General features: G+C 49.8%; 14 protein-coding genes. 2 read left to right on the top strand and 12 right to left on the bottom strand.

Annotated features, from left to right (window positions below; all coding sequences use genetic code 11):
* Window positions 1-27: 27 nt before the first annotated feature.
* The 11 genes from agaB to kbaZ form a co-directional block, all read right to left on the bottom strand.
* Window positions 28-504 (bottom strand): PTS galactosamine transporter subunit IIB, encoded by a 477-nt coding sequence (gene agaB, locus GPJ68_RS22075; RefSeq protein ID WP_075848838.1) that lies wholly within the window; start codon window positions 502-504, stop codon window positions 28-30.
* 216 nt (window positions 505-720) lie between these two features.
* Window positions 721-1,893 (bottom strand): MalY/PatB family protein, encoded by a 1,173-nt coding sequence (locus GPJ68_RS22070; protein ID WP_104651716.1) that lies wholly within the window; start codon window positions 1,891-1,893, stop codon window positions 721-723.
* A 12-nt stretch (window positions 1,894-1,905) separates the two neighbouring features.
* Window positions 1,906-3,477, bottom strand: a complete 1,572-nt coding sequence (gene malX, locus GPJ68_RS22065; protein ID WP_047499682.1) for a maltose/glucose-specific PTS transporter subunit IIBC — start codon at window positions 3,475-3,477, stop codon at window positions 1,906-1,908.
* A 123-nt stretch (window positions 3,478-3,600) separates the two neighbouring features.
* On the bottom strand, window positions 3,601-4,473 hold the full coding sequence (gene kbaY, locus GPJ68_RS22060) for a tagatose-bisphosphate aldolase subunit KbaY (RefSeq protein WP_104651715.1): 873 nt from the start codon (window positions 4,471-4,473) through the stop codon (window positions 3,601-3,603).
* Window positions 4,474-4,485: 12 nt separating this feature from the next.
* A complete protein-coding gene (locus GPJ68_RS22055; RefSeq protein ID WP_180837001.1) occupies window positions 4,486-5,640 on the bottom strand; it encodes an AgaS family sugar isomerase in 1,155 nt (384 codons plus the stop codon).
* 301 nt (window positions 5,641-5,941) lie between these two features.
* Window positions 5,942-7,075 (bottom strand): N-acetylglucosamine-6-phosphate deacetylase, encoded by a 1,134-nt coding sequence (nagA, locus tag GPJ68_RS22050; RefSeq protein ID WP_104651713.1) that lies wholly within the window; start codon window positions 7,073-7,075, stop codon window positions 5,942-5,944.
* On the bottom strand, window positions 7,072-7,506 hold the full coding sequence (gene agaF, locus GPJ68_RS22045) for a PTS galactosamine/N-acetylgalactosamine transporter subunit IIA (RefSeq protein ID WP_065554769.1): 435 nt from the start codon (window positions 7,504-7,506) through the stop codon (window positions 7,072-7,074). Before agaF ends, nagA begins: the two co-directional genes overlap by 4 nt.
* A gap of 16 nt (window positions 7,507-7,522) precedes the next feature.
* Window positions 7,523-8,401, bottom strand: coding sequence for a PTS N-acetylgalactosamine transporter subunit IID (gene agaE / locus GPJ68_RS22040; protein WP_003024929.1), 879 nt, complete (start codon window positions 8,399-8,401; stop codon window positions 7,523-7,525).
* Window positions 8,391-9,170, bottom strand: coding sequence for a PTS N-acetylgalactosamine transporter subunit IIC (gene agaW, locus GPJ68_RS22035; RefSeq protein WP_003839998.1), 780 nt, complete (start codon window positions 9,168-9,170; stop codon window positions 8,391-8,393). The genes agaE and agaW overlap by 11 nt, the downstream gene beginning before the upstream one ends.
* A gap of 10 nt (window positions 9,171-9,180) precedes the next feature.
* Window positions 9,181-9,654, bottom strand: coding sequence for a PTS N-acetylgalactosamine transporter subunit IIB (gene agaV / locus GPJ68_RS22030; RefSeq protein ID WP_016157550.1), 474 nt, complete (start codon window positions 9,652-9,654; stop codon window positions 9,181-9,183).
* 19 nt (window positions 9,655-9,673) lie between these two features.
* Window positions 9,674-10,999 carry a tagatose-bisphosphate aldolase subunit KbaZ gene (gene kbaZ, locus GPJ68_RS22025; protein ID WP_180837430.1) on the bottom strand — a complete coding sequence of 442 codons (1,326 nt, stop codon included), beginning with the start codon at window positions 10,997-10,999 and terminating at the stop codon, window positions 9,674-9,676.
* Between the two features lie 219 nt (window positions 11,000-11,218).
* On the opposite strand from kbaZ, the gene GPJ68_RS22020 reads away from it, so the two are divergent.
* Window positions 11,219-12,028 carry a DeoR family transcriptional regulator gene (locus GPJ68_RS22020; protein WP_016157548.1) on the top strand — a complete coding sequence of 270 codons (810 nt, stop codon included), beginning with the start codon at window positions 11,219-11,221 and terminating at the stop codon, window positions 12,026-12,028.
* A 59-nt stretch (window positions 12,029-12,087) separates the two neighbouring features.
* On the opposite strand, the gene garD is transcribed toward GPJ68_RS22020, so the two are convergent.
* On the bottom strand, window positions 12,088-13,659 hold the full coding sequence (garD, locus tag GPJ68_RS22015; RefSeq protein ID WP_049042721.1) for a galactarate dehydratase: 1,572 nt from the start codon (window positions 13,657-13,659) through the stop codon (window positions 12,088-12,090).
* A 403-nt stretch (window positions 13,660-14,062) separates the two neighbouring features.
* On the opposite strand from garD, the gene garP reads away from it, so the two are divergent.
* Window positions 14,063-15,397 carry a galactarate/glucarate/glycerate transporter GarP gene (gene garP, locus GPJ68_RS22010; RefSeq protein WP_180836999.1) on the top strand — a complete coding sequence of 445 codons (1,335 nt, stop codon included), beginning with the start codon at window positions 14,063-14,065 and terminating at the stop codon, window positions 15,395-15,397.
* Window positions 15,398-15,402 lie beyond the last annotated feature (5 nt).

Here is a 15,402-nt window from a genome sequence, read left to right as displayed (position 1 = left end):
TTTTAGTATGAAAACGGATCTTTCTATTTAGTCAGCAATTTGTTCTTTTTGATCTCCCGGTACATCCTGAATAAATATATTTACGCCTTGCTGCTTAATAAATCGCAGGTCGGCCAAGTCCTGGTCATTAACATAGACTTTGCTACTAATCTGTTTTTTCCCTTCAGAAAAATGCATATTTCCGACATTGACATCGTTGAGCGTGACGCCTCCTTCAAGCAGCTTTCTGACCGTATGAGGCGTCCGGCAGATCAGAAAAATTTTCTGATGCGGCGCCGCCTTACTGATAACGTTGATGGTTTTTTCTATCGAGAAGAAACGGATACCAAAACCATAGGTTTCGGCGGTAATCCCCATCAGTTTTTGCTGAATATCATCCCTGGCGACTTCGTCATCCACCACGACCAGCAGGTTTGCACCAATTGTTGACGTCCAGGTTACGCCAACCTGGCCATGCACTAATCGGTTATCAATGCGTGTTAGTAAAATATTAGGGCTACTCATTTAAAAACCTCACCATAAATAATTTGAATTAGATAAATAATTTGGATATATTATTTGTGAATTAATGTATTCGTGTATTTATTAATGGCGACTTACTTAATTTTTATATGCTCAGGAATATCAGGTGCGGCTGATTTTATCAGCGCATATATGTTTCTGACATAACGTAAGTCCATAGTTTTGTCCGGCAGGTCAGCAATCGACCTGCCGGGAAAGTTAAGGCGCTTTTCGCATCCTTTCGATTGCCTGCTCCAGCCAATATCGCTGTGTGCCGAAGTTGATACGGATAAAGCGCTCACCGTCCTGTACGTAGTGGCTTCCATCTTCAATAATCACGCCCGCGTGATGAGCAAAATGGTTGACGACCTCGGTTGCCATGCTGCCACCGCCGCTAACGTCAATCCATGCCAGATAGGATGATTCGGGCATCATCATTTTCCAGTCTGGGAAATGAGTTTGAATTGCGTCGGCGAGGTAGTGGGAGTTGCTCCGCAAATAGCCATTCAGCGCATCCAGCCACGGTAGCCCATGCTGGTAAGCCAGAATAATCCCCCATACTCCAAACATATTAGGGGATGTGATCGAGTTCCTTTCCAATTGTTGGCGGAATCGTTGTCGCAAAGTGTCGTTTGGAATGATGGCATACGAGGTTTTCAGTCCGCCGAGGTTAAACGCTTTATTGGGTGAGGTGAGTAGGATCAGGTTATCCTGCGTCGCTGCACCCGAAGCCAGGCAACTGGTAAATTTGCCTTCCAGCAGATGCTCGGCGTGCACTTCATCGACCACCAGAATAACGCCGTAGCGCTGACAGAGCTCGGACACCTGACGTATTTCAGCCAGTGTCCAGATTCTTCCCGATGGGTTATGTGGCGAGCAAAATAACCACAGCTTAGGCCTGTGAGTTTTCAACTGTGATTCAACCAGCGAAAAATCCAGCTGATAGCGGTTATCCGTGATCTGGAGCGGATTCGCCAGTACCGTAACCCCCTGTCGCTGCGTTGCCATGGCGAAAGGATCATAGACTGGCGTATTCATCATGACGCTGTCGCCCGGCTGGCAAAAGGCTTGCACTAGATAATGTAGCGTAGAAACGGTGCCGTAGGTGAGCGTTATCCAGTCGTGTTCAACGTTGACATGGTGGCGTTCACGCTGAAAGCCCACAACAGCATCGTAAAACTGGTCGAAACAGTAGGTGTAGCCGAACGTTCCGTGGCTCACGATCCGCTGAAATCCGTCAATTACCGCCGGCGGTGAGGTAAAATCCATATCGGCGATCCACAAAGGGATAAAATCTTCTGGCACCGCGCCAAAGCGCGAGCTGACGAAGGAGTGATCCCACTTACGGCACTTATCGCTTTTACGCTCGATGATACTGTCGAAATCGAACATGTCTGACCCCTGTTAAATTAAGGCTTCAATACCAGTTTTCACGCTTTGTACCTGTGGGCCGATAATCACCTGTACGCTATGAGCATCCAGTACGACAACCGAAAGCGCACCCGCACTCTTTAATGTCTGTTGATCTATTTTTGACATATCTTTCACAACCAGGCGAAGGCGGGTAATACAGTTATCCAGCGATTCAATATTTTCCTTACCGCCAAGCGCATTCAATATTACGCCATGATCGTATTTCGATTTCCCGCGTGCTTTAGTATTAGAGGCAACGGATTGCGCTGCGCCGTCGGTAGAATCTTCACGTCCCGGCGTTTTAATATCGTGTTTGAGTATGTACCAACGGAAAACCAGGAAATAAATAGTAAACCAAACGATACCAACCGGGAATAGCAGATACCATTTCGTCGATGTACCTTGCATCACGCCAAAAATAAGAAGATCAAGAATCCCGCCGTCAGTATTACCTATTGTTACCCCCAAAATTGCCATCACCATGAGTGCTAAACCAGACATCACAATATGGAAGGCATATAAAGCTGGAGCGATAAAGAGGAATAAAAATTCAATAGGCTCAGAGATCCCTGTGATAACTGAAACTAATACTCCAGAAAGCAACAACCCTTTAATGATCGGCCGATTTTCTGGTTTCGCTGTCCGGTAAATAGCAAATGCGACGGCGGGTAAACCAAAAATAAAGGTTGGCATGAAGCCTTGAGATAAAAATGCGGTAACGTGTGGGCTAAATGGTAAGCCAGCTTTCAATTCGGCATAAAAGATGTTGAGTGCGCCTGCAATCTCATGACCATTCACGATTTCTGTACCACCAGCGGGCGTGAAGCGAACCATCGCCAACAAGATATGGTGCAGGCCGAAAGGTTTGAGCAGCAGTACACCGACGCCGTAGAGGAAGGGACCAAAGACGCTGGTGCTTTGAATGATATGGCCGATACCGGCGATACCCATCGCCACGTAGGTCCAGAGCAACGGGATAGCAAGGCCGACAAGCGACAGGGTTAGGGAGGTGATAATAGGCACAAAGCGGATGCCACTAAAAAATGCAAAGGCATCATGTAACACCGTATCCTGAAATCGTTCATGTAGGAAGTAAGTAATTACGCCAGCAACGATGCCGCCCAATACCCCCATCTCCAGCGTCTGTATACCCAAAACTACGGATTGCCCAACCTGCTTCATGGTTGCAGTATCCGCGAGTTGATGGGTCACTGTCAGATAATAATTGATACTCATGTTCATCAGCATATAGCCGATGAAGCCAGAATAAGCACCTACAGCCTTATTTCTTTTCGCCATACCTAATGGAATCGCTATGGCAAACATTACAGGTAAATAGGTAAATGCGAAACCACCTACCATGGCAATAAAACCAAAAGTTAATTGCGTTAATTCACCACCAAGAAATGGAAAGCTTTTAATTGTAGAGGGGCTGGTAATTGAACTCCCCACGCCTAATAACAATCCCATAAATGCTAACAGTGATACGGGAAACATAAATGTTTTGCCAAGACTTTGAAAGAATTCCCATATTCGTGACTTAAAAGACTTTTCCTGTGTCATGTAGAGTACTCCATAATTTTTATCAGTATAGTCATGAAGGTCATGAATATCTCATCATGACCTTTATAAATTGAGAGGTAAGTAGTAATTAATTTATTATTTTATATGGCCCAGAAACATATATTAATAATGCAATACGGTTAGCAACTTTTCGTATGAGCCGCATACATTAATTTTGCTACGCACTACTTCTTTCATCGCATCCATACCGACCCGCATATAATAACGGGGATCATTACCTTGTGGATTTTCCGCAAACCACGCTTTGACTGCATCGGCAAAAGCAATCTTCAGCTCGGTAGCAACGTTAACTTTGCACACACCAAGTTCGATCGTGCGGCGGACGTATTCGTCAGGGACATCGCTTGCGCCATGTAGTACCAGTGGAACGTCGACTACTTCACGAATTTCACCCAGCCGTTGGAAATCGATTTTAGGCGTTTTGGTGTAGAGGCCGTGAGCCGTACCAATGGCGACTGCAAGGCTGTCTACGCCGGTACGCTCAACAAACTGTTTGGCTTCTTGTGGATCGGTGAGGAAGGCGCTTTCGGCATCCACGCTCATGTCATCTTCAACACCGCCGAGGCGACCTAACTCTGCTTCGACGCTGCAATCTTTGGCATGGCAAAAATCTACAACGGATTTCACCAGCTTCACGTTTTCTTCAAACGGGAAATGGCTGCCGTCGATCATTGCGCTGCGTACTCCTGCATTTACTTTGCGGCGAATATCGTCCAGAGACTCATGATGATCGAGATGTAACGCCAGCGGCATGTCGTAGCTGGTGGAATAAGCGCTGCACAGTGCATAGATCTCTTCCAGTGCAATATGCTTAAAGGTACCTGGGGTTCCGGCGAGGATCACGGGCGATCGCATTTCATTGCATACTTCAAGGATCGCCTGGATCGTCTCGGCGTTGTGAATGTTGAAGGCGGGTACGGCGTAGCCTTTTTTTTGTGCATCCAGCAGGAGATATTTTGTGGAAATAATGCTCATATAACGATCCTTTTAGGCGTTCCAGGGATGAATAATAACGCCCTGTACAACGCGGTTCACAGTGCCGCTGGCAGAAGGCGTATCCGGTGTATTGCCGATGTTAATGGATTGCGTCAAAGCAAAGACCTGGGCGTAAATCAGGAAGCAGAACGCTAATTCCATATCAATGAAAGAGCGTGCTGGCGGCAGCAGAATATGTGGGCCAGCTTCAATCACTTCATGGGTTTGTGCGGCAATTGCGACAACTCGTAGCGCCTGACGATCGCGGCGTAACTCTGCCAATAGATCGAGATCGTACTGACGTGTATAGGGGTGGCTGGAAACAAAAACCACTACCAGCGTTTCGTTATCAACCAGCGACTTTGGACCGTGACGAAAGCCGGTCGGGGAGTCATAAAATGCAGCCAGTTTACCCGCAGTCAGTTCCAGAACTTTCAGTGCTGATTCACGCGCAGCTCCCTGTAATCCACCGCTACCAAGGTAGACGATCCGTTTCCACGGATCATTGCCGAACACACCGTCGCTGAAATCGCCCAGTGAAGTCAGGATCGCCTGGCACCGATCGGCTACGTCGCGGAAGGTCTGACTATTGATTTTCTCTGGGGCGAATACTGCCAGGCAACTGGCCATCATGGTGGTAATGCTGCTGGTCATGGCAAAACCACGGTCATGTGTCTCTGCGGGCATTAACAGAGCAAAGGCATTGTCGCTTGCGACTGCGTTTTGATACAGGCAACCAGCTTCGTTACAGGTGATTGGCAGGTGATAACACTCAGATACAAACTGATTAGCCAGTTCTACTGCAGCAACGCTTTCTGGGCTGTTACCTGAGCGAGCGAAAGAGACTAGCAGCAGTGGATGTGCGGGATTCAGATAATCCATCGGATTGGTGACCAGGTCAGTGGTCGGAACGGCAGTGATGTTTTTTCCGGTGTAGCTTGCCAGCCACGGGGCGATGATGTCGCCAATGAATGCTGAGGTCCCGGCCCCGGTTAGTACGATCCGCAGATCGTTTTTGCGCAACAATGGCGCAAGAAAGCTATCAATGGCGGATCGAATATTGTCGATATTGGTGAGAGAACGGATCCAACTGGCAGGTTGTTGACGGATCTCTTCTTCGGTCCAGGTGCCCGTTACCGCAGTAACGAGGGTATAGGTTTCTGGCATAACTTAAGTCCTTAGTCTTGTAAAATCCACATAAGACGCTGGCGAAAATATCGCTATCTTTCGTTTCGTTTCACTTGCTCATATAATCTATTAATTAAAATCTATAGAAAAGAAATCGAAAGGTCAATAAGATGAAATGAAATAAAACGAAAATTGTGATCGTGAGAGCGAGGGATGTAATTATCTTATTGATCTATAAAGATAAGAGTTGTTGTAAGGTGGTTGAGTATTTCCTTAAGCGAAAGGAAAAGAAAGGCCTTGCGATCAAGGATCGCAGGCCAACACAAGACAAAATGAAAGGTCAAAGGGGGAGAGCCTGACCCTGAATCCAGATCTGTTGTAAATGCAGCCCGCTATTAAGCGCGATCGCGTCGGCACGTTTACCCACCGCTAACGATCCCAGTAGGTGATCGATTCCCAACAGACGCGCAGGGTGGAGAGAGGCCATATGTATTGCCTCTTCTGCCGTTATTCCTGTGAACTCGATCATATTTCGTACGGCTGCATCAACCGAGAGCGTGCTGCCAGCCAGGCCACCGGACGTGGTACGCACAATTCCGCTGCGCATTTCCACTTGCTCACCGCAGAGCGAATAGCGCCCGTCAGGCATTCCTGCTGCCTGCATGGCATCTGTGATCAGCACCAGTCTCTCTTTCGCGCAACAGCAGCACAGCTTCATGGCCGCCGGGTGGACATGGTGTCCGTCAGCGATAAGCTCCAGCCAGGCGCGAGGGTCGGTTAACCCTGCGCCAACCATACCGGGCTCCCGGTGATGTAAGCCAGTCATACCGTTATAGCAGTGAACCAATCCATCAGCACCTGCATCAAAGGCCGCGCGGGTTTGTTCCCAGTTGGCTGCGCTGTGGCCCAGCATCACTCGGACGTTGCGCCGCTTCAGATATTCGATAGCCTGCAATGCGTCAGTTTTTTCTGGTGCCAGCGCAACGACGCGCAATGTGTGCTGGGAAACCGTAATCAGTTCATCCAGTTCACTGAGCTCCAGTTCCCTGAAAAGCTCAGGCGGGTGCGCCCCTTTGTTCTGCGGCGTAAAATATGGGCCTTCAAGATAACTGCCCAGCACCTGTGCGCCAGGCCCGCCGGAATGGTAGCGACGGGCAATACGCTCCAGCGCACTGTGAATATTCGGTAGTGGAGCGGTGACGGTAGTGGGTAGCCAGTTGGCTACCCCTTCACGCGCTTTGTGCATCGCCAGTTTGTCGAGCGTATCCGGTGCCTCATCCATCACATCGACGCCTGCACCACCGTGTACGTGGGTATCAATGTAAGCTGGACAAAGCAGTTCAGCGTCGCGCTTCATAACTCCGGATGGGATTGGCTCTATTGCTGCAATGATACCGTCTTCAATATATAACTGATGATCATCCAGCCATCCTTGTTCGGTTAGTAGACGCCTGGCGCGCAATCGCTTTGTCATATCCCTTCCTCAACGGGTTTTTCCTCGCGACAGCGTCCCAGCTCGTCCACCAGACTGGTTAAACCCCTGTGTCCGCACTCCAACGCCTGCACACGAAACGCTTCGCTGCTCAGGCCGTCGCGCTCCAGCACCATCTCCAGTAGCAGTTGTAGATTGGTACCGGTGATCACTTCAGTACCTTGCCTTTGCATGGCCAGCGTAGAAGCTACGCGAAATGGCGTCCCGCCCAACAGGTCTGTTAGAAACACGATGTCTTGCTGAGCATCCAGTTCACTCACTGCCTGTTCAAGTTGCGAGGTGAGTAAGGCTGTGGTTGAGGTTTCCGGAAAGTCGATGGCGATGAACTGAGTCTGTTCACCCAAAATCTGTTTCATCGCTTTTTCCATTCCGCTGGCAAACCCGCCATGGCCCGTCAAAATAATACCTAACATCTACAACCCCTTATATTTACAGGAAGTGACAGAACTTACCTACGACGCCAAGCACCACGGTAATGGCGATAAGACGAAGAGGACTCCAGCCACGACGGACCAGCCAGAACATAGTCAATGTGTAGACCAGCGGTAAAAATGCTGGCATCAATTTGTCTATAACGTCTGTTTGCAGTTTCACAACCGCGTCGCCAGCAGTAATTTCCAGCGTAGTGCTCAGGCGAACATAGGTCGCTACCAGCGCGCCGATCACCGTCATCCCAACGATGGATGCAGCATGTCCAACCTTTTTGGTGTTAGCTTTTATTAGCGGGATGGCAGCAACGCCCATTCGATAAGCATAGTGTGCTAGCCCAAAGCGCAGACCAAGATGAACCACGTTAAACATAACAATAAAGACAACTGCGCCAAGAATAGAACCTTGCAGCGCCAGACTGGCCCCGATACCACCGCAAATAGGCAATAACGTTAACCAGAACATGGCATCACCGATACCGCCAAGTGGAGCGCCTACGGCAATCTTGGTGCTTTGAATACTGTTTACATCCTGCTTGGAGCGTTCCATCGCAAGGATAATCCCGATAACAAACGTGACCAGGAACGGGTGCGTGTTGAAGAAGCCCATATGGCCTTTCATCGAACGCGCCAGATCGCGCTTGTTGGTATGGATCTTTTTCAGTGCAGGTAACAGGCCGTACAACCATCCTGATGCCTGCATACGTTCGTAGTTAAAAGAGGCTTGTAATAACATTGAACGCCAGGCAACACGGTTGATATCTTTTTTCGTCAGCTCGGCACCGATATTCTGGTCTTCGTAGACGTTTTCATTGGTGCCGGACAGCAGCGTTTCTTCGGTTTCGGAAACGTTCGGCAGAGCCGTTTGATTAGATGCCATCTTCGAATTCCTCTTTTTGTGCTGCGGGAGCTGTAGGTTCAGGTGATTTACGCAGAAAATCGATCAGCGCCATTGCCAGTGCTGCTGCTGCGATCGCCAGCACAGGGAGTTTGAGCCAGGCTGCGGCTACAAAACCCAGGATGAAGTAGGGGATATAGACGTTTTTCATCATGATTTTCAGCAGTACGGCGAAGCCGATAGCTGGCATGATGCCGCCTGCCACGCCGAGGCCGTCAATCAGACGAGTCGGCAGAACATCTATAGCGGTTTTGGCATGTTCCGCACCAAAGTAAATCGGCAGGAACGCGCATAAAAAATAGAAGGTCCCCAGCGCCAGCAACGCCAAATAGTTGACCCGCTCAATTCCTGCGGTATCGGCATTTGCTGCCATGCGATCGCACCGAGCCATCACCCCTGACATCACAGAGAACAGGAAGGTAATCCCCATCTGTACCGCTACGGCGAACGGTACCGCCACTCCTACGGCAACTTCGGGTTTTACTCCTGTCGTTATGGCAAACGTGGTTCCCACGATAGTGCCGATAATCACGTTTGGTGGCTGAGCTCCAGCCAGCGGGGCCAGGCCCATCCACACCAGTTCCAGCGTACCACCTGTCAAAATACCGGTATGCAGATCGCCCAGAATCAGGCCGACCAGCGGCCCGAGAACAACCGGGCGGTGCATGTGCGTTAACCCGTTGAACATATCCAGGCCTGCAATAAAGGCGAGAATACCCAACGCAAAAGCCTGCAACAGACTAATTTCCATTGTGAATACCTCAGAGAAGTTTATAGAGGTCCTGGGCGGCTTCTGTTGGAACGCCCTGAACGAAGCACTCCACCCCAGCGGCTTTTAGCCCGTTGAACGCCGTAATATCGGCAGCGTCTACAGAAACCGTTTTGGCGATTTGTTGCTTGCCGTTGGCATAGTGCATATTGCCAACGTTGATACGGTTAACAGGAACACCGCCTTCAACCAGACGGAAGAAATCCGCAGGCGATTTGCAAACCAGCAGAATTTTCTGGCGATCGGCGGCACGGTGAATATTGTCGATCACTTTTTGTAGTGACCAGAAGCGTACGGCGATCCCTTCTGCCAGTACCATTTCCATCAGGTTTTGCTGTACTGGGTCTTCAGCCACTTCATCGTTAGCGACCAGCACCAGATTTGCCCCCGCAAATCCGACCCATTGCACACCAACCTGACCGTGAATCAGACGTTCATCAATGCGACTTAATACAATGTTTGGCATGGTATTTTTCTCTTTTTTGTTATTCGTTACGATCTGGAGCACCCAGGCAGGCGCAGTGATATTGCTGCAGTATGTCCTGAATATGGTTAATGATGAGTTCTCGCGGTGTGGCGCTGAGATTTCCCCCGCGCACTTTTACGTACTGCAAGGGTAAATACTGGCTAATTAGCGGCAGTGGAATGGGGTCATCCGCCAGATTACGCACCAGACGTTCGAATGCTTCATCAATCTGGTTGTCCGGCCAGTAGTAACGAACCCGATCGGAGTAGCTATAACCGCGGGCCAAACGGCGCGCGTTGCCATCGCCGTGATAGTGGCTCTGCCAGTATTCTGGTCGATCAAGCATCACGCTTTCCAGCACATGTCGCAGGCCTGAACTGGCTTTTGCTGGCAGCAATTCTTCTTCAATAGCGGCTAACGAAAACAGTGCTTCGCGCAGGGCGAATGTCAGCGCGGGTCCCACTTTCAGAATGGCGAAGTGATCTATCACCAGTTGGCGCAAGGACTGTGGCGTTTGGTAATCGGTAGAATGCGCTTCAAAAACCAGCGTGTCGTAGTCTTCCACCATTTTGCTGAGTGCCACGGCTTTCTGCGGTTGATAATCAATGATGTGTGTGTGGTCGAATTCAACGCCAGGTTGTACCACCAGGGCGATAATACACGGCCAGATACCTTCCAGCCCGCGCTTTTCAAAGGCGTGATAATGGGCCTGTAACGTTGCACGTGCGGCATCCGGCGTTGTTACCGCCAGTTCGGTTAACGCTTCGTGAGCGCCACCAGGAACCGGAACTTCTGTGCCGATCACATAGACCAGGTCAGACTCACCAAAATGTGCCATACAGGTTTCTTCGGCTACTTTTGCCAGGCGTGCGGCGCGCTCGGCGACGATTTCATCAGTCAGGGGAACCGGGTCGTTAGTACACGACATGCTGCAATCGAGGTGGATCTTTTTAAAGCCTGCGGCGACATAACTCTTGATCAGATCGTCAGCGTTGGCCATTGCCTCTTCTGCTGGCAGATTTTGCCAACGGTTTGGCCCAAGATGGTCCCCGCCGAAAATCAGCATATCCTGAGAAAAATTAAGCGAGTCGGCTAAACGGCAGACAAAACTGCGAAAATCGGCTGGAGTCATCCCCGTATAGCCGCCAAACTGGTCAACCTGATTAGAGGTTGCTTCGATCAACAGCGGTGTATGATTGGCATGGGCGTAGCGTATTGCGGCTTCCAGTACGATTGGATGTGCGGAACAAACGGCATAAATCCCGTTTGCCTTCCCCCATTTATGCTGCTCGACCATTTTAGTTAGATGTTTCACTTTCCTCTCCAGGTCAGATAACTGCGACATCATTCTTTCGTTTTGTTTCATTTAATACTGCATCATGGTGGTATAAAAATAAAACGAAAGATAATGGTTTTCCGATCTGTTTCACAAAAGAAACGCAATGAAAGGTTTCAGCGTAAGTCTGTCTGGCTCTTACCCGTTTACGGGGCTTGCATTCACGTAAAAGAAAGGCGTTAATAGACAAAACGAAATAAAACGAAAGATTCAACTAAAGGATTTCATATGAGTAACACCGAGTCCTCTGCAGACAAGCGCGTTATCGGCACTAGCGAAAGACGTGAGCAGATCATCCAGCGATTACGGCAGCAGGGAAGCGTTCAGGTTAACGATCTTTCTTTATTTTTTGGCGTCTCCACGGTCACTATTCGTAACGACCTCGCCTTTCTGGAAAAACAGGGGATTGCGGTACGCGCCTATGGTGGAGCACTGATTTGCGAAAGCAATGCGCTTGTTGTGGAGCCTTCTGTTGAAGATAAGAGCTCACTCAATACGGCGGTAAAACGCAGTATTGCCAGAGCCGCCGCGGAGTTGATCAAACCGGGGCACCGCGTGATTCTCGACTCCGGTACCACGACGTATGAAATTGCCCGCCTGATGCGCCAGCAAACCAACGTCATTGCTATGACTAACGGTATGAATGTCGCCAATGCGTTACTGGAAGCCGAAGGGGTTGAGCTGCTGATGACCGGCGGCCATTTGCGTCGTCAGTCGCAATCATTTTATGGCGATCAGGCAGAGCAATCGCTACAAAATTATCACTTCGACATGCTGTTTCTTGGCGTTGATGCCATCGATTTAGAGCGTGGTGTTAGCACACACAACGAAGATGAAGCGCGTCTCAACCGTCGGATGTGTGAAGTGGCTGAGCGTATCATTGTCGTTACTGACTCGACGAAGTTTAACCGCTCCAGCCTGCATAAGATCATTGATACCCAGCGGATTGATATGATTATTGTTGATGAAGGTATTCCAGAGGATAGTCTGGAAGGTTTACGTAAACATGGGATTGAGGTTGTTCTGGTGAGTATCTGATAAAAAAGTCGGGAAGTTTGCGAACTCCCCGACCTGTAATCGAATTTAGCTTTCAGGAATCAGGTCACTGGCGCCGGGTTAAACACCGCCAGTTGGTTATGCAGTCCCCATTGATCCGAGAAGGTTTTCTTACGCCCGCTGGCGACGTCGAGAATAAACTCGAACAGTTTCAGACCCACGTCTTCAATGGTTTCTTCGCCGGTGGCGATGGTGCCTGCGTTGATGTCCATCAGGTCAAACCAACGGTTGGCCAGCTCGGTACGGGTCGCCATTTTTATCACCGGCACGGCCATCAGGCCGTACGGCGTACCGCGTCCGGTGGTGAACACCTGCACGGTGATCCCGGAAGCGACCTGCTGCGTACCGCAGACAAAATCACTGGCGGGTGTAGCCGCGTAAATCAGGCCGCGTTTGGTTGGGCGTTGGCCCGGCGACAAGACTTCGACAATCGCGCTCTTGCCAGACTTGGCAATAGAACCCAGCGCTTTTTCCACCACGTTTGCCAGACCGCCTTTCTTGTTGCCTGGAGAAGGGTTGGCGCTGCGATCCGTTTTGCCCATATCAAGGTAGTTATCGTACCAGGCCATCTCTTCAAGCAGGCGTTTACCTACTTCTTCGTTAATCGCACGTGGGGTCAGAAGATGGATGGCATCGCGCACTTCGGTAACCTCAGAGAACATTACGGTGGCGCCGCAGCGTACTAACAGGTCGGAGGCATAACCGACCGCCGGGTTGGCCGTCACGCCTGAAAACGCATCGCTGCCGCCGCACTGCATGCCGACCACCAGTTCTGACGCCGGGCAGGTTTCACGCTGGCGTTGATTGAGTTTTGCCAGATGGTGTTCGGCCACCTGCAAAATATCGGCAACCATCGATTGAAAGCCAACGTGTTTTTCATCCTGCAGGCTGACGATGCTCGCGCTTTCGACCGGAATACTTTTCACGTCGTGCGTGCCTTCCAGCAGGCGCTCTGGCTGCAGTTTTTCGCAGCCGAGGCCAATGACCATCACTTCACCGCCAAAGTTCGGGTTTAGCGCAATATTGTGAATGGTACGAATCGGCACGATGGCGGCTGGGGCATTAATCGCCACGCCGCAGCCGTACAGATGATTGAGTCCGACCACGCCGTCAACGTTCGGGTATTTGGGCAGCAGATCGCGCTCAATGATTTTCACCACATAATCCACCACGCCCGCCACGCAGTGCACGCTGGTGGAAATACCGAGCAGATTCTTGGTGCCGACACTACCGTCCGCATTGCGATAACCTTCGAAGGTGTAACCTTCAAGAGGCGGCAGCGGCTCTGGCACTTTGGTTGCCAGCGGCAGCGTCTCCAGCGGCGGGGCCTTGGGTAGCTCAACCATTGATTCATCAATCCAACTGCCGCGAGGGATATCGCGAACGGCATAGCCTATCACTTCGCCATAACGCACGATTTCGCCGCGAACAGGAATATCCAAGAGCGCCACTTTATGTCCCTGGGGAATATGTTCAATGAGTTCCAGTCCGTCTGGAAAACGCGTCCCAGCTTTCAGACCATTGTCATTGACAATTATCGCCACATTATCTGTTTCGTGAACTTTAATATAAAACGCCGTTGGCGATTCTTGTCTGATTTCGATGTCGGCCATTGTCCAGTATTCTCCAACAAGGTGGTGATAATAGTGTGGATATTTATATTTTGAATCTAATTATAAGTAATAAAGATTCAGTATCGTGAAATAAGAATGTCAGGAGTTTATCGCCAAGAATGTGATGATGATCACTTAAACTCAGCAAGGCCGCCCCACCAGGGGTAGCAATACGTAAATGTGTGCATTAGCGCCCATGCATGTGTGCATCTGCCCAAAACATTATTTTAATAACGCATGTTTAATGAGCGCTTGCACAATGATTAACGTGGCGCTGCTGATTATACTAAATCACGGTTTCATAACGTCTGATAAATTATTATGCGTTCTTATTATCAGTAATTTATCACCAGGAATATCTACCCAATAATAATAAAAATTTAATGTACCCGAGGTAATTAGAATGATTCTGGATACAGTTGTCGAGAAAAAGAAAGGCACGCACACCCGTTACTTAATATTGTTGATAATATTTATCGTTACAGCCGTTAACTATGCGGACCGTGCAACGCTGTCAATTGCCGGCACGGAAGTGGCGAAAGAGTTACAGCTCAGTGCCATCTCAATGGGGTACATTTTCTCCGCTTTCGGCTGGGCTTACCTGTTAATGCAAATCCCCGGCGGCTGGCTGCTGGATAAGTTCGGTTCTAAGAAAGTCTACACCTACAGCCTGTTCTTCTGGTCGCTGTTTACCTTCCTGCAGGGCTTTGTCGACATGTTCCCGCTGGCCTGGGCGGGTATTTCAATGTTCATCATGCGCTTTATGCTGGGCTTCTCGGAAGCGCCGTCCTTCCCGGCGAATGCCCGTATTGTGGCAGCCTGGTTCCCGACGAAAGAGCGCGGTACGGCGTCCGCAATTTTTAACTCCGCACAGTATTTCTCTCTGGCGCTGTTTTCGCCGCTGCTGGGCTGGCTGACCTTCGCCTGGGGCTGGGAACACGTCTTTACCGTGATGGGCGTGATTGGTTTTGTGCTCACCGGACTGTGGGTAAAGTTTATTCATAACCCAACCGATCACCCGCGTATGTCGCAAGAAGAGCTGAAGTTTATCTCTGAAAACGGCGCGGTCGTGGATATGGACCATAAAAAGTCGGGTGATGTGAAGTCAGGCGGTCCTAAATTGCATTATATCAAGCAGTTGCTCACTAACCGTATGATGCTCGGCGTGTTCTTCGGACAGTATTTTATCAACACAATTACCTGGTTTTTCCTCACCTGGTTCCCGATTTACCTGGTACAGGAAAAAGGCATGTCGATCCTGAAAGTGGGCCTGGTGGCTTCGATTCCTGCGCTGTGCGGATTTGCCGGTGGCGTACTCGGCGGCGTGTTCTCTGATTATCTGATTAAACGTGGCTTCAGCATCACTCTGGCACGTAAGCTGCCGATTGTGCTCGGAATGCTGCTCGCCTCGACCATTATTCTGTGTAACTACACCGATAACACCACCCTGGTGGTGGCGCTGATGGCGCTGGCGTTCTTCGGTAAAGGCTTCGGGGCGCTGGGATGGCCGGTGATTTCCGATACTGCGCCGAAAGAGATTGTCGGTCTGTGCGGTGGGGTATTTAACGTATTTGGCAATGTGGCTTCCATCGTCACCCCGCTGGTGATTGGGTATCTGGTGAGCGAGCTGCACTCATTTAATGCTGCGCTGATGTTTGTAGGGTGCTCGGCGCTGATGGCAATGGTTTGCTACCTGTTTATTGTCGGTGACATTAAACGTATGGAATTGCAGAAATAAACAAA

Source organism: Citrobacter sp. 172116965 (assembly GCF_013458095.1).
GTDB lineage: Bacteria > Pseudomonadota > Gammaproteobacteria > Enterobacterales > Enterobacteriaceae > Citrobacter > Citrobacter braakii.
The sequence above is the reverse complement of the archived record's forward strand: the minus strand, read 5'-3'. Positions and strand labels throughout refer to the sequence as shown.

What these genes read in the sequence shown, in the direction of transcription:
- kbaY (WP_104651715.1), bottom strand. Translation starts at nt 4,473, where the DNA reads ATGAGCATTATTTCCACAAAATATCTCCTGCTGGATGCACAAAAAAAA.
- GPJ68_RS22070 (WP_104651716.1), bottom strand. Translation starts at nt 1,893, where the DNA reads ATGTTCGATTTCGACAGTATCATCGAGCGTAAAAGCGATAAGTGCCGT.
- agaW (WP_003839998.1), bottom strand. Translation starts at nt 9,170, where the DNA reads ATGGAAATTAGTCTGTTGCAGGCTTTTGCGTTGGGTATTCTCGCCTTT.
- GPJ68_RS22020 (WP_016157548.1), top strand. Translation starts at nt 11,219, where the DNA reads ATGAGTAACACCGAGTCCTCTGCAGACAAGCGCGTTATCGGCACTAGC.
- garP (WP_180836999.1), top strand. Translation starts at nt 14,063, where the DNA reads ATGATTCTGGATACAGTTGTCGAGAAAAAGAAAGGCACGCACACCCGT.
- agaV (WP_016157550.1), bottom strand. Translation starts at nt 9,654, where the DNA reads ATGCCAAACATTGTATTAAGTCGCATTGATGAACGTCTGATTCACGGT.
- garD (WP_049042721.1), bottom strand. Translation starts at nt 13,659, where the DNA reads ATGGCCGACATCGAAATCAGACAAGAATCGCCAACGGCGTTTTATATT.
- agaF (WP_065554769.1), bottom strand. Translation starts at nt 7,506, where the DNA reads ATGTTAGGTATTATTTTGACGGGCCATGGCGGGTTTGCCAGCGGAATG.
- nagA (WP_104651713.1), bottom strand. Translation starts at nt 7,075, where the DNA reads ATGACAAAGCGATTGCGCGCCAGGCGTCTACTAACCGAACAAGGATGG.
- GPJ68_RS22055 (WP_180837001.1), bottom strand. Translation starts at nt 5,640, where the DNA reads ATGCCAGAAACCTATACCCTCGTTACTGCGGTAACGGGCACCTGGACC.
- kbaZ (WP_180837430.1), bottom strand. Translation starts at nt 10,999, where the DNA reads ATGTCGCAGTTATCTGACCTGGAGAGGAAAGTGAAACATCTAACTAAA.
- agaB (WP_075848838.1), bottom strand. Translation starts at nt 504, where the DNA reads ATGAGTAGCCCTAATATTTTACTAACACGCATTGATAACCGATTAGTG.
- malX (WP_047499682.1), bottom strand. Translation starts at nt 3,477, where the DNA reads ATGACACAGGAAAAGTCTTTTAAGTCACGAATATGGGAATTCTTTCAA.
- agaE (WP_003024929.1), bottom strand. Translation starts at nt 8,401, where the DNA reads ATGGCATCTAATCAAACGGCTCTGCCGAACGTTTCCGAAACCGAAGAA.